The sequence below is a fragment of the Pseudomonas sp. NPDC086581 genome (assembly GCF_044746165.1).
In the GTDB taxonomy this organism is placed as follows: domain Bacteria; phylum Pseudomonadota; class Gammaproteobacteria; order Pseudomonadales; family Pseudomonadaceae; genus Pseudomonas.
Genome location: NZ_JBIVBR010000009.1, coordinates 283,970 through 302,305, shown reverse-complemented (window position 1 = coordinate 302,305; position 18,336 = coordinate 283,970). Strand labels below are relative to the sequence as shown.

The 18,336-nt window shown below is 65.7% G+C and carries 14 protein-coding genes; 8 read left to right on the top strand and 6 right to left on the bottom strand.

What is annotated here, in order from left to right; genetic code table 11:
* Positions 1-224 precede the first annotated feature (224 nt).
* Positions 225-4,427, top strand: a complete 4,203-nt coding sequence (locus ACIPK7_RS19770) for an EAL domain-containing protein (RefSeq protein ID WP_401089701.1) — start codon at positions 225-227, stop codon at positions 4,425-4,427.
* Positions 4,428-4,604: 177 nt separating this feature from the next.
* A complete protein-coding gene (gene glyA / locus ACIPK7_RS19765; RefSeq protein WP_024763060.1) occupies positions 4,605-5,858 on the top strand; it encodes a serine hydroxymethyltransferase in 1,254 nt (417 codons plus the stop codon).
* A 59-nt stretch (positions 5,859-5,917) separates the two neighbouring features.
* Here the strand turns inward: glyA and ACIPK7_RS19760 are convergent, their stop codons facing one another.
* From ACIPK7_RS19760 to ACIPK7_RS19750, 3 genes are all read right to left on the bottom strand, one after another.
* On the bottom strand, positions 5,918-7,639 hold the full coding sequence (locus tag ACIPK7_RS19760; RefSeq protein WP_401089699.1) for a hypothetical protein: 1,722 nt from the start codon (positions 7,637-7,639) through the stop codon (positions 5,918-5,920).
* Positions 7,640-7,651: 12 nt separating this feature from the next.
* On the bottom strand, positions 7,652-9,355 hold the full coding sequence (locus tag ACIPK7_RS19755) for a molecular chaperone HscC (protein ID WP_401089697.1): 1,704 nt from the start codon (positions 9,353-9,355) through the stop codon (positions 7,652-7,654).
* Between the two features lie 118 nt (positions 9,356-9,473).
* Positions 9,474-9,869, bottom strand: coding sequence for a SecDF P1 head subdomain-containing protein (locus tag ACIPK7_RS19750; RefSeq protein WP_401089695.1), 396 nt, complete (start codon positions 9,867-9,869; stop codon positions 9,474-9,476).
* A 401-nt stretch (positions 9,870-10,270) separates the two neighbouring features.
* Here ACIPK7_RS19750 and ACIPK7_RS19745 point away from each other — a divergent pair, with 401 nt between their 5' ends.
* The 3 genes from ACIPK7_RS19745 (at position 10,271) to ACIPK7_RS19735 (ending at position 13,361) form a co-directional block, all read left to right on the top strand.
* Entirely contained in the window at positions 10,271-11,566 is a 1,296-nt protein-coding gene (locus ACIPK7_RS19745; RefSeq protein ID WP_081517309.1) for an NCS2 family permease, read from the top strand.
* Between the two features lie 121 nt (positions 11,567-11,687).
* On the top strand, positions 11,688-12,773 hold the full coding sequence (trmA, locus tag ACIPK7_RS19740; RefSeq protein ID WP_401089693.1) for a tRNA (uridine(54)-C5)-methyltransferase TrmA: 1,086 nt from the start codon (positions 11,688-11,690) through the stop codon (positions 12,771-12,773).
* A 90-nt stretch (positions 12,774-12,863) separates the two neighbouring features.
* Complete coding sequence (locus ACIPK7_RS19735; RefSeq protein ID WP_401089691.1) at positions 12,864-13,361, top strand: DUF4136 domain-containing protein; 498 nt, start codon at positions 12,864-12,866, stop codon at positions 13,359-13,361.
* A gap of 3 nt (positions 13,362-13,364) precedes the next feature.
* Here the strand turns inward: ACIPK7_RS19735 and ACIPK7_RS19730 are convergent, their stop codons facing one another.
* Positions 13,365-13,667, bottom strand: coding sequence for a DUF1883 domain-containing protein (locus tag ACIPK7_RS19730; RefSeq protein ID WP_017521653.1), 303 nt, complete (start codon positions 13,665-13,667; stop codon positions 13,365-13,367).
* 101 nt (positions 13,668-13,768) lie between these two features.
* On the bottom strand, positions 13,769-14,227 hold the full coding sequence (locus ACIPK7_RS19725; protein ID WP_401089689.1) for a DUF4345 family protein: 459 nt from the start codon (positions 14,225-14,227) through the stop codon (positions 13,769-13,771).
* Positions 14,228-14,431: 204 nt separating this feature from the next.
* Here ACIPK7_RS19725 and ACIPK7_RS19720 point away from each other — a divergent pair, with 204 nt between their 5' ends.
* On the top strand, positions 14,432-14,866 hold the full coding sequence (locus ACIPK7_RS19720; RefSeq protein WP_088421696.1) for a DUF411 domain-containing protein: 435 nt from the start codon (positions 14,432-14,434) through the stop codon (positions 14,864-14,866).
* A 178-nt stretch (positions 14,867-15,044) separates the two neighbouring features.
* On the opposite strand, the gene alaC is transcribed toward ACIPK7_RS19720, so the two are convergent.
* On the bottom strand, positions 15,045-16,262 hold the full coding sequence (gene alaC / locus ACIPK7_RS19715) for an alanine transaminase (RefSeq protein ID WP_401089687.1): 1,218 nt from the start codon (positions 16,260-16,262) through the stop codon (positions 15,045-15,047).
* Between the two features lie 172 nt (positions 16,263-16,434).
* On the opposite strand from alaC, the gene ACIPK7_RS19710 reads away from it, so the two are divergent.
* Both ACIPK7_RS19710 and ACIPK7_RS19705 read left to right on the top strand, forming a co-directional pair.
* Positions 16,435-17,295 (top strand): PhzF family phenazine biosynthesis protein, encoded by an 861-nt coding sequence (locus ACIPK7_RS19710; RefSeq protein WP_192431716.1) that lies wholly within the window; start codon positions 16,435-16,437, stop codon positions 17,293-17,295.
* Positions 17,296-17,362: 67 nt separating this feature from the next.
* Positions 17,363-18,268, top strand: a complete 906-nt coding sequence (locus tag ACIPK7_RS19705) for a neutral zinc metallopeptidase (RefSeq protein WP_401089685.1) — start codon at positions 17,363-17,365, stop codon at positions 18,266-18,268.
* Positions 18,269-18,336 lie beyond the last annotated feature (68 nt).

Sequence of the window (18,336 nt, the reverse complement as noted above, 5' to 3'; positions counted from 1 at the left end):
GACTCTGCGCGGATGTACTTTATGCAACCCACACCACGCGCGCGTGCGGCAAAGCTACCGGAATGAGCCAGGAAGGGCAAACGACGCTCGTCGGCCATACTGGCACTTCGCCGCCTTTCCGGGCATCCTAGCCTGCGCCGAATTCAGCCGTATCGCCCCAGGTCCTTAAGTCCTTGTCTATTTTCCCCCGTACTCCTCCGGACGCCCTGGCCAGGCCTGGCCGCGTGGCGAGCCGGACCGCGCTGGTGCTACTGGTGCTGTTCATGCTCGGCCTGCTGGGCTGGCAGTTGCACCAGGAACTCCGCAGCCAGGAGCGCTTCGAGCGTGAGCGGGTGGTGCTGCACGGCGAACAGATGGCGCAGCGAATCGCGCTGACCCTGGAGCTCAAGGCCGTGGCAGCCCAGGCCCTGCTGCAGCAGGAACAGGACCGCGCCCCCGGTGACATGCACGCGCCGCTGATTACCGGCCTGAAGCACATCTACCCGTCCTTCCACAGCCTGGCCCGCCTGGACGCCGACGGCTGGCCCGTGCGAGACACCGCCAGCGGCATCAAGGATGCGGCGTTCATCAGAACCTTGCGCCAGCGTAGCGCGCAGCAGAGCCATCACTATGCGTTCAGCGAGGAAAACGGCGGCCATTTCTACGTCTGGCTGAAGGCCACCGAGGCGGGCGAAGGCGACAGTGTCATCCGCCTCGACGAGAAGATCGCCCGCCAGGGCTGGGCGCAGCAGATCCACCCCGAGTCGCCGGGCTGGATCCTGGTCGACGATGTCCAGCAGAAGGTCATCGGCCGCTCCAGCGGCTATCGCCCCGGCCCGCTGTCCGCCGCCTCGCCGCTGGAACAGGCGCAGAGCCTGGATGGCCTGGACATCCAGAACACCGATTGGCAGTTGCGCCCGCAATTCGATGACCGGCAGATCCGCGCCACCCTCCTGCCGCGCCTGGGCGGCGAGCTGGCACTGCTGCTGTTGCTGGCGGGCATCGCAGGCGCCGCCCTGCTGCGCCTGCAACGCGAACAGCAGAACCTGCGCGCATTGACCGTGGAGTCGCAGCAAAGCCTGCGCCAGGCCGCGCAGGCCCTCGGCGCGATCGACGAGCGGGTGCTGGTAACCCGCGCCGACGGTCGCCTCGCCTACCTCAATGCGCAGGCCGAGCAACTGTTCGGTATCACCGCAGACAAGGCTGGCGAGCATCATCTGCTGGAGCTGCTGCCCGGCCTGGGCGGTTTGCTGCATGGCAGCGATGCCGTGGCGGAAAATGGCTCGGAACTGGTGCGCGTCAACGATACCGGCCAAGCCCGGTTGTTCGCCGTCAGTCACCATTCCCTGGACGATAGCCCGCTGTCGCCGGAACAGACCTGGGTGCTGCGCGGCAACCTGCCCCAGGGTGGTCAGGTCTGGGTGCTGCGCGACGTCACCGAGGAACAGCAGGCGCTGCACATTCTGGAAGAGACCCGCCGGCGCTACCAGGACATCTTCGACGGCGTCGGCGTCGCGCTCTGTGTGCTCGATCTCTCTGCCCTGCGCCAGAGCCTGGTGGACCTCAACCTGCGTCGCCAGAGCGACCTGCGCGACTGGATCGCCTCGCAACCCGACCGCCTGCCCTGGCTGCTGCGCCAGGTGCGCATCACCGAGATCAACAATGTCGCCAAGCGCCTGATGGGCGTGGGCACCACCGAGCAGGCCTGGCAGATTCTCGTCGGCAGCGCCGGCATGCGTCCGGACGGCGTGCGCAGCAAGGTCCTCGAAGCCGTGCTGCACGGCCACGGCATGGTCGAGCTGGAAGCCTGCATCCATACCCGCCAGGGCGAGCAACGCCACCTGTGGCTGCAATTGCGCGTGCCGGAGATGATCCAGGACTTCCACGCCGTCACCCTGAGCCTGTCGGACATCACCAGCCGCAAGCAGGTCGAGCTGTCACTGATCGAGCGCGAGAAGTTCTGGTCCGACGCGGTGCGCGCGGTGCCCGACACCCTCTATATCCACGACATTGCCGCGCGCCGGGTGATCTTCAGCAACCACAACCTCGGCCACCAACTCGGCTACGACAGCGACGAGCTGCGCGAGATGGGCGAGCGTTTCTGGGAGAAGGTGCTGCACCCCGACGACGTCGAGTACTACTGGCGCGTGCGCAACCTGCAACAGGTGGTGGGCGACGGCCTGCTGCTGGACAGCCAGCTGCGCTGGCGCCACCGCGACGGCACCTGGCACTGGTTCGACATCCGCGAGCAGGCCTTCACTCGCGACGCTTCCGGCCGCGTGGCGCGACTGATCGGCGTGGCCAAGGACATCACCGACACGGTCGAGGCGCACAACTCCCTGCGTGAGAGCGGCCGCCGCTACCGCATGCTCGCCGAGAGCATCAGCGACGTGATCCTCTCCACCGACGCCCAGGTCAAGCTCAACTACATCAGCCCGTCGATCCAGCAGGTGTTTGGCTACAGCCCGGAGTGGGTGCTGTCCAACGGTTTCCAGCAGGTAGCCGCCAATCCCGCGCAGCTGGAGCGACTGGATGAACTGCTGAACCGCGTGCAGGGCGCCATCGGCGAGCCCAAGCGCCTGGCCAAACTTCGCGAGAACGCCGAGCCACAGCTGTTCAGCCTCGACTGCCTGCACGCCGACGGCCACAAGATTCCGGTGGAGCTGCGCATCGCCCTGATGTGGGACGACCACGGCCGCTTCGAAGGCTTGCTCGGCGTCGCCCGCGACATCAGCCAGCAGCGCCGGGCCGAGCGCGAGATGCGCATGGCGGCGACGGTATTCGAGCACTCCACGGCGGCGATCATGGTCACCGACCCGGCCGGCTACATCGTGCAGATCAACGACTCCTTCAGCCGCCTGACCGGCTACTCCGCCGAGGAAGTGCTGGACCAACTGCCGCGCCTGCTCACCGCCGACCGCCAGGAAGCCAACCAGCTCAAGCACGTGATGGAAAGCCTGCTCAAGAGCGGCAGCTGGGAAGGCGAGATCCTGCAGAAGCGCAAGAACGGCGAGCTGTACCCGAGCTGGGTCGGCATCACCGCGGTGCATGACGAGGAAGGCGATCTGGTCAGCTTCGTCTGCTTCTTCAGCGACATCAGCGAGCGCAAGGCCAGCGAACGGCGCATCCACCGTCTCGCCTACTACGACGCCCTGACCCACCTGCCCAACCGCACGCTGTTCCAGGACCGCCTGCACACCGCCCTGCTGCAGGCCGAACGGCACCAGCAGTGGGTAGTGCTGATGTTCCTCGACCTCGACCGCTTCAAGCCGATCAACGACTCGCTCGGCCACGCCGCGGGCGACCGCATGCTCAAGGAAGTGGCCGAGCGCCTGAGCCTTTGCGTGAGCGACGACGACACCGTGGCGCGCATGGGCGGCGACGAGTTCACCCTGCTGCTACCCGGCCAGAAGAATCGTGAGAAGGCGCTGCGCCAGGCAATCCAGGTCGCCGAGCAGATCCTCTCCAGCCTCGCCCGCCCCTTCACCCTGGAAGGCCGCGAGTTTTTCGTCACCGCCAGTATCGGCGTGGCGCTCTCGCCGCAGGACGGCGCCGAGCTCAGCCAATTGATGAAGAACGCCGACACGGCGATGTACCACGCCAAGGAGATGGGCAAGAACAACTTCCAGTTCTATCAGGCCGAGATGAACGCCCGCGCCCTGGAGCGCCTGGAGCTGGAAAGCGACCTGCGCCGCGCCATCGAGTTGCACGAGTTCGTCCTGCACTACCAGCCACAGTTCACCGGCGACGGCCGCCGCCTGACTGGCGCCGAGGCACTGCTGCGCTGGCAGCACCCCAAGCGCGGGCTGATCCCACCGGCGGAGTTCATCCCCGTGCTGGAAGAACTCGGCCTGGTCGCCCAGGTCGGCGACTGGCTGCTGGAGCAGGCCTGCCTGCAGCTACGTGCCTGGCACCGCGACAAGGTGCGGGTGCCGAAGATTTCCGTGAACCTTTCGGCCCGGCAGTTCGCCGACGGCCAGTTGGGCGAGCGCATCGCCGGCATCCTCGAGGACACCGGCATCGCCCCGGCGTGCCTGGAGCTGGAACTGACCGAAAGCATCCTGATGAGCGACGTTTCCCAGGCGATGCAGATACTTCAGGGCCTCAAGCGCCTCGGCCTGGCGATTGCGGTGGACGACTTTGGCACCGGCTACTCCTCGCTCAACTACCTGAAGCAGTTCCCCATCGACGTGCTGAAGATCGACCGCAGCTTCGTCGACGGCCTGCCCCACGGCGAGCAGGACGCGCAGATCGCCCGTGCCATCATCGCCATGGCCCACAGCCTGAACCTGATGGTGATCGCCGAGGGCGTGGAGAGTTACGAGCAGTTGGAGTTCCTCCGTCAACACGGCTGCGACGAGGTGCAGGGCTTCCTCTTCGGCCGTCCGGTGCCGGCGGACCAGTTCGCCGCGCTGTTCGCCAGCAACGCGATATTCCTGCTGGGCTGATCCCTGCTACAGGGAACCGAAAACCACGTATCGGTCGCCGGACCGTCCCCAACTCCGCGCACTTGCTGGCCTTGAACCCCGCTTGTCAGGCACATGACCGCCTTTCATGTGCCAGCACCGGCACCTTGGGTTAGAATGCGCGCCTTTCCCCAGCACCCGATCCTTAAGAGGACCGCCATGTTCAGCCGTGATTTGACCCTCGCCCGCTACGATGCCGAACTCTTCGCCGCGATGGAGCAGGAAGCCCAGCGCCAGGAAGAGCACATCGAGCTCATCGCCTCCGAGAACTACACCAGCCCGGCGGTGATGGAAGCCCAGGGTTCGGTGCTGACCAACAAATACGCCGAAGGCTACCCGGGCAAGCGCTACTACGGTGGTTGCGAGTACGTCGACGTTGTCGAGCAACTCGCCATCGACCGCGCCAAGGAACTGTTCGGCGCCGACTACGCCAACGTCCAGCCGCACGCCGGCTCCCAGGCCAACGCCGCTGTCTACCTGGCCCTGCTGTCGGCCGGTGACACCATCCTGGGCATGAGCCTGGCCCACGGCGGTCACCTGACCCACGGCGCCAGCGTCTCCTCGTCCGGCAAGCTGTACAACGCTGTTCAGTACGGCATCACCGACGCCGGCCTGATCGACTATGACGAAGTCGAGCGCCTGGCGGTGGAGCACAAGCCGAAGATGATCGTCGCCGGCTTCTCCGCCTACTCCCAGGTCCTGGACTTCGCCCGCTTCCGCGCCATCGCGGACAAGGTCGGCGCCTACCTGTTCGTCGACATGGCCCACGTGGCCGGTCTGGTCGCCGCTGGCGTCTACCCGAACCCGGTACCGTTCGCCGACGTGGTCACCACCACCACCCACAAGACGCTGCGCGGCCCGCGCGGCGGCCTGATCCTCGCTCGCAAGAACGAAGAGATCGAGAAGAAGCTGAACTCCGCTGTCTTCCCGGGCGCCCAGGGTGGCCCGCTGGAGCACGTAATCGCCGCCAAGGCCGTGTGCTTCAAGGAAGCCCTGCAGCCTGAGTTCAAGGCCTACCAGCAGCAGGTCCTGAAGAACGCCCAGACCATGGCCAGCGTGTTTATCGAGCGCGGCTTCGACGTGGTTTCCGGCGGTACCCAGAACCACCTGTTCCTGCTGTCCCTGATCAAGCAGGACATCACCGGTAAGGACGCCGACGCCGCCCTGGGTCGTGCCTTCATCACCGTGAACAAGAACAGCGTACCGAACGACCCGCGCTCCCCGTTCGTCACTTCCGGCCTGCGCATCGGCACCCCCGCCGTGACCACCCGCGGCTTCAAGGAAGCCGAGTGCCGCGAGTTGGCCGGCTGGATCTGCGACATCCTGACCAACATGGGCGATGAGTCCGTGGTGGACGGCGTGCGCGAGAAGGTCAAGGCCATCTGCGCCAAGTTCCCGGTCTACGGCGCCTAAGCCGAACCCGCGAACCGCGAAAGGAAAAAGCCCGGCAGATGCCGGGCTTTTTCATGGGTTCAATGTCCTGCTTCGCGCGCCCTCCGCTCCACGCCGTGCATGTAACAAACGAATTCCTTGCTGTTCTTGGCGTCACTGCAGAACTGTTCGACTTCCTCCGCACTCGGCTGACGCGAGGCGGCGGTGTCCAGGCGCTTGTAGACGAAACCGCCGACAGCCAGGACCGCAACCACTATCAGTACAATGACGCCCATGGACTGCTGGCGGCGAGCGAGCAGATTTTCCAGCATCAACCGAGCTCTCTCGATCAGGCTCGCCCGGCAGGCAAGCGCCAGCACCAGTGCAACCGGCAATGCAAGCATGGGCGCCCAATACAGAGGCACCCCGTTGCCCTGGCCAATCAGCCCCGCGATTGCAATGGCCACCACATAGCTGGATATCCCCAGCATCAGTGGTCGGACACCAGCGCCATACTCATGCCAGGCAACGGGCAACATGCCGCTCAGCCTGTAGTCGAACCGGTTGAACCAGTTACCCGTCAGGGCTTGGCCCCAGTCGATCAGACGGCTGATTCCGCCCGCCGCAATAGCCGATGACATGGGAATGAAGATAAACAGTAAACCCATGTCCGCCTGAGGCTTGGCCAGTTCACGGGGAATGGAGGACAGGTAGAAGAACACCATGAACACCCCCCAGAGCAACGGCATACGCCCAACGGCCAGCCCGCTCTTTGACAGGTCACTCCAGAACGCCTCATCCAGCGGTGCCCCCGGCAGGCGCTCCAGCAGATGCGGATAGCGGTAGATCAGTATTTCGCCGATCTCCCGACTGCATTGTCTGTCTTCGTCACCAAAGTCTCGGCTGAAACGACGCCTCTGGAACCGATCCAACGGCGCCAGCAGCAGCCGCGCCGCCCGGCATTCAGGCGTCAAATCCCAGCGCTGCGCATCGCTGGTTAGCTTCGAATAGAAGCGTTCCGCATCCCAACGTTGCAGAAGAGCCTGCCATTGATGCTCCGGACAGCCAGCCTCGCGCGCGCCCTCGCGCCAGCCAAACACCGCCGCAATCGCATCCAGCGTCTCGCAGGACCAATAAGGCATCTCCAGCAGCATCGACACCACGGAGCTTTCCAGCAGGGCGCGGCCGTCATAACTCTGCAGCCAGGGCTGATTGAGCAGCGACTTCAAACCGTCGACCAACTCCAGCGGATCGCTGCGATTGTGCAGTGCCCGCAGTTGAAGCAGATGGCTTTGCAGGATCTGCTCATATAAAGGAAGCAGCTCCGCAGCCCTCAAGCCCCGCTTCTCGCGTACTTCCAGCCAGCCATATTCGGCGCAGGCTGCATCGCGCAGGATGGACTCCCACTCCTCCTTCAGGCAAAGGCGCAGAACCCCGCGCTCGAACTCCACCGCCATGCCAGCCGCTTCAGCCTGCAGACGACGCTCAGTGAGCTGCGAGGGACGCAGGTCTGTCAGCCACTCAGCCAGTTGGTGCGGTCGCTGATCGACCTCCGCCACCGGCACGGCCAATTCCATCACCGGCCGCACAGTCAGCGCCACATCGCCTGCTTCGACGACAGCAGCCAGTACCTCGACCGCCTCCGGGCCCTCATCTGCGTGCCATTGCGCCAGGCGCAGCGCCTGCTCATAGGCTTCACGCAGCGTCTGGAAGGCGACGGGGTCCTCGTCGGGGCGGGTGGTCTTCAGCAGCCGGGCGTAATGGCGCTTGATCGTGCGCTCGTCTGCCTTAGCGTCGAGGCCGAGGATTTCCCAACAATTCATGGTTCCGTCCTTTTACTGCCAGGGCGAGCGTTCCAGCTCGTCGAGTCGCTGTGCGATGTCCGCGCGCATCTGCTCGATGCGTTGCAGGTCCTGGGTCGCGAGCACCTGCTGGAAACTGCCGGCCATATTGCCGAGCATTTCCCGCAACTCACCCAGGTTCTCCTGATAGAGCCGCTCCAGGCGCGCCAGCAGCGTTGTGTTGACCATTTGCTCGCGCGGATGGACCTTCAGCTCCGCGAGCTGCGCAAGGCGCTGGCGCACTTCCTCCGGCGCCAGTACCCCCGGGTTCTTCTCGATCACCAGGTGGTGCATCTCGCCGGTTGCCGGGACCTTCACCTCGGCCTCGAGGATGCCGTTGTTGTCATAGGTGAAACGCACATCCAGCTCCACTTCGCCCGCTGGCCGGGGCGGCACCGGGATGCTGAGTTCGCCCAGGGCAATGTTGTCCTTCACCAGGCGGCTTTCGCCCTGGAAGACCTTGAGCAGCACCTGGGTCTGGTTATCGTGGAGCGTCTGGATGGTCTTCACCCGGCTGATCGGCACCACGCAATTACGCTCGATGATCGGCAGGTAATGACCGCCTTCGTATACCCGGCCGAATTGCTCGGTGGTCTCGATGCCAAGGGTGTAGGGGCAGACATCGGTGAGCACAACCTCTTCCAGTGCCGCCGCGCGCTGCTTGAGCGCCGCTTGCACGGCAGCCCCCAGGGCCACCACTTCGTCGGGGTTGATGTGCATGGAGGGGAAACGCCCGAACAGCCCGGCGGCCAGCTTGCGGATCAGGGGCATCCGCGTAGTGCCGCCGACCAGCAGTATCTCGTCGAGATCAGCGACACGGATGCGTGCGTCACGCAGGGCTCGCTCGATAGGGCCGCGCAGCCGCTCCAGCAGCGGCGCACATATCTTCTGCAGCTCATCCTGGCTGATCGCCTGCTCCCACTGCTGCCCCCCATGGGACAGACAGAAGGTAGCGGTCGCTTCCTGCCCCAGCACCTGACGTACACGCTCGGCCTCCCGGCGCAGGCGATTGCGCAGGCCGGGCGACTCAAGGTCGTGGAAGGCTTTGTCCTGGCGCTGGCTCGATAGGAAATGCTGGACCAGCGCGGCATCGAAGTCCTCGCCCCCGAGGAAGTTGTCGCCGGCGCTGGCGCGAACCTCCATCACACCTTCGAAGAGTTCGAGGATCGAGACATCGAAGGTGCCGCCGCCCAGGTCGAAGACCAGGAAGGAGGTTTCCCGGTCCTTCTGGTGCACGCCATAGGCCAGCGCCGCGGCGGTCGGTTCGTTGACCAGCTTCTCGACCTTGAGTCCGGCCAGTTCACCGGCAATCCGCGTCGCCTTGCGCTGGGCGTCGCTGAAATAGGCCGGGACGCTGATCACCGCTTCGCTTACCAGCTCGCCAAAGGCCCGTTCGACATCCTCCTTGAGGCTGCGCAATACCAGCGCGGACAACTCTTCGGGGCGAAACCGGCGAGACCCAAGGTTGACTTCCTGGGCACTGCCCATGTGTCGCTTGAACAGCGCCGCGGTCAGGTGGGGATGTGTCTGCAAGCGCTCGCGAGCGGCCTGACCGACCAGAACCTGCCCCTGATCATCGAGGCCCGCGACACTGGGGGTGATGAAACTGCCCAAGGCGTTGGGCACCAACTGCGCTGCGTCGTCGCGCCATACAGCGACAAGGCTGTTGGTCGTGCCCAGATCTATGCCAACAATCATTCTGGCGCTCTCCTTGCGGGCCACGGCGAACCTGCTCGCCTTGCTGCCCGATCCATCGGAATATCAAGCCGCTATTACAGCGATTCGCCTTTACCGGGTAAAGCCCGCAGGCGTCACATCAGGGCTGTCCACCCGCTCCCTGCTCCGGCTGCACCGGCACATCACGCAGCGCGTTGAGCCGGCGCACCAGCGTCTCGGCTTCGTCCTGGCTGGCGAAGCCCTTGAGCAGCACCTGCCCGTCGGTCACCACCCGCGTCACCCTGGGCAGCAGGCGTAGCTGTCCGTCGATGACAACCGCCAGGGCCTTGCCCTGCTCTTCCCGGGTCAGTTTCGCCAGGCGCTGGCTGGCTTCGGTGGTGAACAGCACGCGCACGGCCGGCGCGCCATCGGCCACGCTGGCCAGTTCGGCCCGCTGCACGTCGCGCTGGGTCAGGGCGGGATGAGTGGTCACCAGCACGGCCTTGCCCTGCGGGTCGGCCAGGGTGCGGGTGCTGGCCGTGGGCTTCTCGGCCACGGCATGGACATCGAACGTATGCTGCGGGGCCGACGGCGGCGCACCGGCACACGCACCCAGCAAAGAGGCGCCCAACAATGAGGCAAGGAGGATCGGAATAGAGCGTTTCATCGACGGAGAATCGGACAGGATGGCCCGGTCAGGCCAGGGTTATTGCCAAGGTCATGAACAGTCAGACCACCCACAGCGCACAAGTTGCACTCCCTTGGTCGGCGCTCGCGTCTAAGCTTGCAGACGAACGGATGCTGGCGGTCCGGTCAGAAATTCTCCGGCGCAGGACGAGCTGGTATCATGCGCGCCTTTTGCCGGTCACAAGAAAAGGCGCACGGCCCACCTGGGCATGCACCTTGCTTTTCCCGGCCAGAACGATAACGGCGCAAGAGCGTCACGGGGAGCCAAACATGCTGGAAAAGCTGTTCCAACTCAAGGCGCACAACACCACTGTGCGCACCGAGATCCTGGCGGGTATCACTACCTTCCTGACCATGGCCTACATTCTTTTCGTCAACCCGAGCATCCTCGGCGAGACGGGCATGGATAAGGGCGCGATCTTCGTGGCGACCTGCCTGGCGGCCGCCATCGGCTCGGCGGTGATGGGCCTGATCGCCAACTACCCGATCGCCCTGGCTCCCGGCATGGGCCTGAACGCCTTCTTCACCTACACCGTGGTCCTGCACATGGGCCACACCTGGCAGGTGGCCCTCGGCGCGGTGTTCCTCTCCGCGTGCATGTTCTTCATCATTTCGATCTTCCGCATCCGCGAGTGGATCATCAACAGCATCCCGCTGGCGCTGCGATCGGCGATCGCCGCCGGCATCGGCCTGTTCCTCGCTCTGATCGCGCTGAAGGAGTCGGGCATCGTCGTCGCCAACCAGGCCACCCTGGTGGGCATGGGTGACCTGGCCAAGCCCGCGCCGCTGCTGGCGATCCTCGGCTTCATCCTGATCGTCGCCCTGGAAGCCCGCCGCGTGACAGGCGCGGTGATGATCGGCATTCTGGTCGTCACCTTCATCTCCATCGCCATCGGCGTTTCCCAGTTCGGTGGCGTGGTGTCGATGCCGCCGTCACTGGCGCCGACCTTCCTGCAGCTGGATATCAAGGGCGCGCTAGATATCGGCCTGTTCAGCGTGATCTTCGCCTTCCTCTTCGTCGACCTGTTCGACAACTCCGGCACCCTGATCGGCGTCGCCAAGCGCGCCGGCCTGATGGGCAAGGACGGGCACATGCCGAAGATGGGCCGCGCCCTGATCGCCGACAGCTCCGCCGCCATGGTCGGTTCGCTGCTGGGCACCTCCACCACCACCAGCTACATCGAGTCGGCGGCGGGCGTTTCCGCCGGCGGCCGTACCGGCCTGACCGCCATCGTGGTCGCCGTGCTGTTCCTGCTGGCGCTGTTCTTCGCCCCGCTGGCGGGCAATGTACCGGCCTTCGCCACCGCGCCGGCGCTGTTCTTCGTCGCCGTGCTGATGGCTTCGGGCCTGGCCGAGATCGACTGGGACGACCTGACCGTTGCCGCCCCCGTGGTAGTGACCGCGCTGGCCATGCCGCTGACCTTCTCCATCGCCAACGGCATCGCCTTCGGCTTCATCACCTGGACCGCCTGCAAGCTGCTGTCCGGCCGCTTCCGCGAGCTGAACCCGGCACTGGTGATCCTGTCGATCCTGTTCGTGATCAAGCTGGGCTGGTTCAACGCCTGATCTGATTCTCCCGGCATGGGTATCGCTGCGCTCCACCCATCCTGCAAGTGACGCTGATGTAGGATGGTGTGGAGCGCAGCGATACCCATCAAATGCCGCCTCCACACGAGTTACCCGCCCCATGAGCAGTCCGCGTTTCGATCCCTCCCAATACGAAAGCCAACTGGCCGACAAGGCCGCGCGCCTGCGCGAGCTGCTGGCGCCCTTCGCCGCGCCGGAGCCGGAGGTGTTCGATTCGCCCCGCGAGCATTACCGCCTGCGCGCCGAGTTCCGCCTATGGCGCGAGGGCGAAGCCCGCCACTACGCGATGTTCGAGCAGGGCGACAAGCACACGCCGATCCTGATCGAGGAATTCCCCATCGCCAGCCAGCGCATCAACGAACTGATGCCGCGTCTGAAGGCTGCCTGGGCCGAGCCGACGCTGGGCCACAAGCTGTTCCAGGTGGAGTTCCTCACCACCCTGGCGGGTGACGCCATGATCACCCTTTGCTACCACCGCCCGGTGGACGCGACCTGGCAGGCCGCCGCCGAGACGCTGGCCGCCGAACTGGGCGTGAGCATCGTCGGCCGCTCGCGCGGCAAGCGCCTGGTCGTCGGCCGTGACTACGTCAGCGAAGAACTTACCGTCGCCGGCCGTACCTTCCGCTACCGCCAGCCGGAGGGCGCCTTCACCCAGCCCAACGGCGAGGTCTGCCAGAAGATGCTCAACTGGGCGTATGAGGCCCTGGGCCAGCGCGAAGACGACCTGCTGGAGCTGTACTGCGGCAACGGCAACTTCACCCTGCCGCTGGCCACCCGCGTGCGCAAGGTGCTGGCCACCGAGATCAGCAAGACCTCGGTGAACGCCGCTCTGGCCAACCTGGCCGACAACGCCGTGGACAACGTCACCCTGGTACGCCTCTCCGCCGAGGAGCTGACCCAGGCGCTGAATGACGTGCGCCCGTTCCGCCGCCTGGCCGACGTCAACCTTAAGTCCTACGCGTTCGGCAGCGTGTTCGTCGACCCGCCGCGTGCCGGCATGGACCCGGACACCTGCGAGCTGACACGCCGCTTCGACAACATCCTGTACATCTCCTGCAACCCGGAGACCCTTGCGCAGAACATCGCCCAGTTGCACGACACCCACCAGGTGAGTCGCTGCGCCCTGTTCGACCAGTTCCCCTACACGCACCACATGGAAGCCGGCGTCCTGCTGACCCGCCGCTGAAACCTTGCTGCACCGCCGCCCAACCAAGGGTTGGGCGGCGTGTCAGCGCAAGGCGGCTACGCTTGCGGGACAATGACAAGAGGCACGTCCATGTCCCGCCTGATCCTTCCCCTGCTCTGCCTGCTGCTGGCCGCCTGCGCCGGCACCGACCCCGCCAATATCAGCGTCTCCCCCGCGGCCAACGGCCAGCAAAGCACCTTCTTCATCCAGGCTGTGCGCGCCCAGGGCCACCGCGAGGACCTGGAAGATCGCTTCGATCTCGCCGTGCGTCGCGCACTGGAAGCCAAGGGCTACCGCTACCAGGACAATTCAGGGGAGCTGCGGGTGATCTACGCCGTCGGCCTGGATAGCCAGACCGGCATCGTCCAGCGCCCGTTGGTGACCGGCGCGGGCGTGATGACCCAGACGCAGATCACCGACCAGGAGCAGGCGCGCCTGGCGCTGCAGATTCTCGACGAGGCGAGCGGACAGGTGCTTTATCAGGCGCAGGTGGCGCGCCAGCTGCACGATCCGAAGATCACCCAGCAGGCCGTGGACGAAGGCATCGCCCGGCTGCTCAAGGACTTCCCCGCGCAGGCGGGGAACTGAGGATCAGCTGTAGTTCGACGGCGACTTGCGCACGAACTTGATGCTGTACTTGAAGTCGGCCTTGCGCGTGACGCTGATGGCGCGGCGGGTGACGGTGTCGATGGTGATGTTCCAGTTGCCGGTGCTGGGCACCTTGATCTTGGCCGGGAACCGGTCGAACGCGCCGCCGTGGTAGACGTGGCGCCCGCCGTTCTTGAAGCTGCGGAAGGCGGCATCGGTCATCAGGCGGATGTTGCAGGTCATGGAGCACTCGATGACGACCAGGTCGCCTTCGTTCAGGTGCTCACGTTGATGTACGAACTTCATGCTGGCTCCGCCTTGCTTCTACCGCGAAATCAATACGATAGCACGGAGCGGGGATAACCCGGCAGCGCTGCCGCCGGCAGGCCGCGCCGCCTATCCGAAGCTCACAGCCCTTCGAAGTCCGCCTTGCGCTCCTCCGGCTCTTCCGGTTCGCGCACCACCACAGCGCGATGGCGCGACTGCCGCTCCAGCCAGTAGAGGGCGAAGATCGCCAGCGCCGAGATCACGCCGCGGTAGACCACGCCGGCCAACTGCGCGTCCCATTCCATGCCACCTTCGGTCCAGGCGATCAGCAGGCGCGACAGCGTCAGGGTCAGCTGCACCAGGATCACCAGGATCAGCGCCGGCCGCACCAGCAGGCGCCGACGCAGGGCAAAGACGAGGAACAGCGCGAGCGCGAACTGGTGGCCGCCATAGAAGACGCGGGCGTCGCTTACCGACGACGGCTCCATCAGCAGCATGCCGCTGAGGTTGGCCATCTCGTAGGGGCGAATCCAGTAGAGCAGTCCCAGGCCACCCCAGACCAGAGCCTGGACCAGCAGGACGAGACGGGCGAAGAACATCCGATTTTCTCCTTGGCCATGCAGCCATTGCCGAGCGTCCAACCCTGCGACCGACAGTCGCGGACGCACCACCGATCAGCTAGAGACCCCGCGCCGCCTGGCAAGTTCGCCTGCCCGCGTCATATGGGGAAACAAACGGCGGGTGGGGCCGTATCCACCGCGGGAGTATGCTCGGTCGGGTTCGTACTTCTAAGGTTCCCGACCATGCGCACCCTGCTTCTGCTCACCGCCCTTGTCGCCGGCGCCGCCCAGGCCGCCGAGCCGCTGACCATCGACGTGCACCGCGATGCCAACTGCAGCTGCTGCAAGGACTGGATCAAGCACCTGGAAAGCAACGGCTTCACCGTCAACGACCACGTCGAGGCGGACATGAGTGCAGTGAAGACCAAACTTGGCGTGCCTTACAGCATGGGCTCGTGCCACACCGGCGTGATCGACGGAAAATTCGTCGAAGGCCACGTGCCAGCGGCCGATGTCCTCAAGCTGCGCGAGCGTGCCGATCTGGTCGGCGCCGCAGTGCCGGGCATGCCGATGGGCTCGCCGGGCATGGAAATGGGCGACCAGCATGATGCCTATCAGGTGGTTGGCCTGAACAAGGCCGGCCAGCGCGAAGTGCTGGCGGATTATCCCGCTCGCTGAGCCCCTGCAACGAGGCACTCCCTCACCCCTGAGTGCGAGCGGAGGTGGGATGGGGCTTCCGGCGCGCGGGGCACTCTCCAGGTCCCCGCGCGACATGGCTCCGCAAGCCCGATGGGGTGAGGGACTCCAAAACGAAAAGGGCGGCCAGTTGGCCGCCCTTTTCGTTATCCACGGCCGGTCACTCGGCCTTGGCCGGCAACAGGCCATCAGCGCGGAACATCGCCTTGATTCCGCGCACGGCCTGGCGCAGGCGGTCGCGGTTTTCGATCAGGGCGAAGCGCACATGGTCGTCACCGTAGTCACCGAAGCCGATGCCCGGCGACACCGAAACCTTGGCATCCTTGAGCAGCTTCTTGGCGAACTCCAGCGATCCCATGTGCGCATAGGGTTCGGGAATCTTCGCCCAGATGTACATGGAGGCCTTGGGGTTCTCCACCATCCAGCCGGCCTCGTGCAGCCCCTTCACCAGCACGTCGCGGCGCTTCTGGTACTGGTCGGCGATATCGCGCACGCACTGCTGATCACCTTCAAGCGCGGCGATGGCGGCCACCTGCAGCGGGGTGAAGGTGCCGTAGTCGTGGTAGCTCTTGATCCGCGCCAGGGCCGAGACCAGCTCCGGGTTGCCGACCATGAAGCCGATGCGCCAGCCCGCCATGTTGTAGCTCTTGGACAGGGTGAAGAACTCCACCGCGATGTCCTTGGCGCCGGGCACCTGCATGATCGACGGGGCCTTCCAGCCGTCGAAGGTGATGTCCGCGTAGGCCAGGTCGTGCACCACCAGCACGTCATAGCGCTTGGCGAGGTCGACCACGCGCTCGAAGAAGTCCAGCTCCACGCACTGCGCGGTGGGGTTGGAGGGGAAGCCCAGGATCATCATCTTCGGCTTGGGGATGGATTCGCGGATCGCCCGCTCCAGCTCGTTGAAGAAGTCGATCCCCGGCACCAGCGGCACCGAGCGCACCTGGGCACCGGCGATCACCGCGCCGTAGATGTGGATCGGATAGCTGGGGTTGGGCACCAGGATGGTGTCGCCGTGGTCCAGGGTGGCCAGCATCAGGTGCGCCAGGCCTTCCTTGGAGCCGATGGTGACGATGGCCTCGGATTCCGGATCGATCTCGACCTCGTAGCGGTCGCGGTACCAGTGCGAGATGGCCCGGCGCAGGCGCGGGATGCCACGGGACGTGGAGTAGCCGTGGGTGTCTTCGCGCTGGGCGACCTGGCAGAGTTTCTCGACGATGTGCGGCGGCGTGGCCCCGTCCGGGTTACCCATGGACAGGTCGATGATGTCCTCGCCACGGCGGCGGGCGGCCATCTTCAGCTCGGCGGTGATGTTGAAAACGTAGGGGGGCAGGCGATCGATGCGCGCAAAGCGGCGAGCTGAACGGGGTTCAGTCATGGTGTCCTCTGATGAACGTAGGCGCCCGGAACCGTCCGAGCGACGCCGGCCACTGCGGTGGCCTGGAAAGCGCGGCGCTGTGAGCTGCGCTTTCTTGTCGGCGAACATATAGCTCGCTAGGCTGGCTGTCGAGTTTTTCTTTGCGCCGCTCAAGGGCGGCATCTGGAGGCCCATGTCCGCGCAACAGTACTGGCAACTCGACGTCTTCGCCGACCAACCGCTCACCGGCAACGGCCTGGCGGTGTTCCCCGACGCCCGCGGCATCCCCGCCCAGACCCTGCTGGCGCTGACCCAGGAGCTGCGCCAGTTCGAGTCGATCTTCCTGTTCCCGTCCGCCTCGCTGGACACCTACTCGGCACGCATCTTCACCGTCGACGAGGAACTGCCCTTCGCCGGCCACCCGGTGCTGGGCGCGGCCGCGCTGCTGCACCACCTGCACCAGCGCGGCGAGGAGGAGCTCTGGACGCTGGAACTGCCGGCCAAGGCCGTGAAGGTGGCCACGCGCCGCCGTGGCGCTGGCTTCCACGCCGAGATGAACCAGGGCGCGGCCGACTTCGGCAGCGTGCTCGACGATGACGCGCGCCGCTGGTTCGCCGAGGCTTTCTCGCTGAGCGCCAGCGATCTCGCCGACTATCCCGCCGCCGTGGTCAGCACCGGCCTGCCCTACCTGCTGCTGCCGGTACGCAGCGAGGCCCTGGGCCGCGTGCGCCAGCGCACGGATCTGGCAACCGAACTGGCCAAACTCAACGCCGCCTTCGTTTTCGTGCTGGATGTGGATAATCGCGAAGGCCGCACCTGGGACGGCGCCGGGATCATCGAGGACGTCGCCACCGGCAGCGCCGCCGGCCCCGTCGCCGCCTACCTGGTGGAACTGGGCAAGGCACGCCGCGGCGAGCTGTTCCAGCTGGCTCAGGGCCGCTTCGTCGGTCGCCCCAGCCGGCTCGACGTGCAGGTCGGCCAGGACGACGAGGTCCGCGTCGGCGGCGACGTGCAACTGCTCGCCCGCGCCGAACTGCTGCACCGTTTCGCCTGACGACCGGGCTGGCGGCCAGCCCCACCCGCGACAACACTGAACCCACCTGTTCGATGGAGATGCCGCCATGCAATGGCGCAAAGGACGACGCAGCGACAACGTAGTGGATGCCCGCGATGACAGCGGCGGTGGTGGCATGGGCGGTGGCGGAGGCATGCGCATCGGCGGTCGCGGCCTGAGCCTGGGCGGCGTGGCCATCGTGGTGGTGATCGGCCTGCTCTCCGGGCAGGACCCGATGACTATCCTCGGCTCGCTGCTCGGCCAGATGGACGTCTCCCAGCAGCAGGCGCCGGCGCGGCCGACACAAGGCAAGCCGGCCACGGGCAACGATCCACAGGTGGACTTCGTCCGCTCGATCCTCGGCGACACCGAGGACACCTGGGGCGAGATCTTCGCCCGCAGCAACCAGCAGTACGAGCAGCCCAAGCTGATCCTGTTCAATGGCGGGGTGAACTCGGCGTGCGGCTTCGCCTCCTCGGCGGTCGGGCCGTTCTACTGCCCAGGCGACCACCGCGTGTACCTCGACCTCGGTTTCTTCCGCGAGATGGAACAGAAGTTCTCCGCCGCTGGCGACTTCGCCCAGGCCTACGTGATCGCCCACGAAGTTGGCCACCACGTGCAGAACCTGCTGGGCATCTCCGCGAAGATCAACGCTGCCCGCCAGCGCGGCGCGCGCATGGAAGGCGCCAACGGGCTGTCGGTACGCCAGGAACTGCAGGCCGACTGCTTTGCCGGTGTCTGGGCCAATCACGCTCAGCAACGCCTGAACTGGCTGGAGCCGGGCGACGTGGAAGAGGCGCTGAACGCCGCCAACGCCATCGGCGATGACCACCTGCAGCGCCAGGCGCGCGGAACGGTGATGCCCGACTCCTTCACCCACGGTTCATCCGCGCAGCGCGTGCGCTGGTTCAAGCTCGGCTTCGAAAGCGGCTCGCCGGGCAAGTGCGATACCTTCAAAGCGCAGACGCTGTAACGTCTTTATCGGGTTCGCAAGCAGGCTCGCTCCTACAGAGAGCGCTCCGGCGCCGGGCGTGGCCGTAG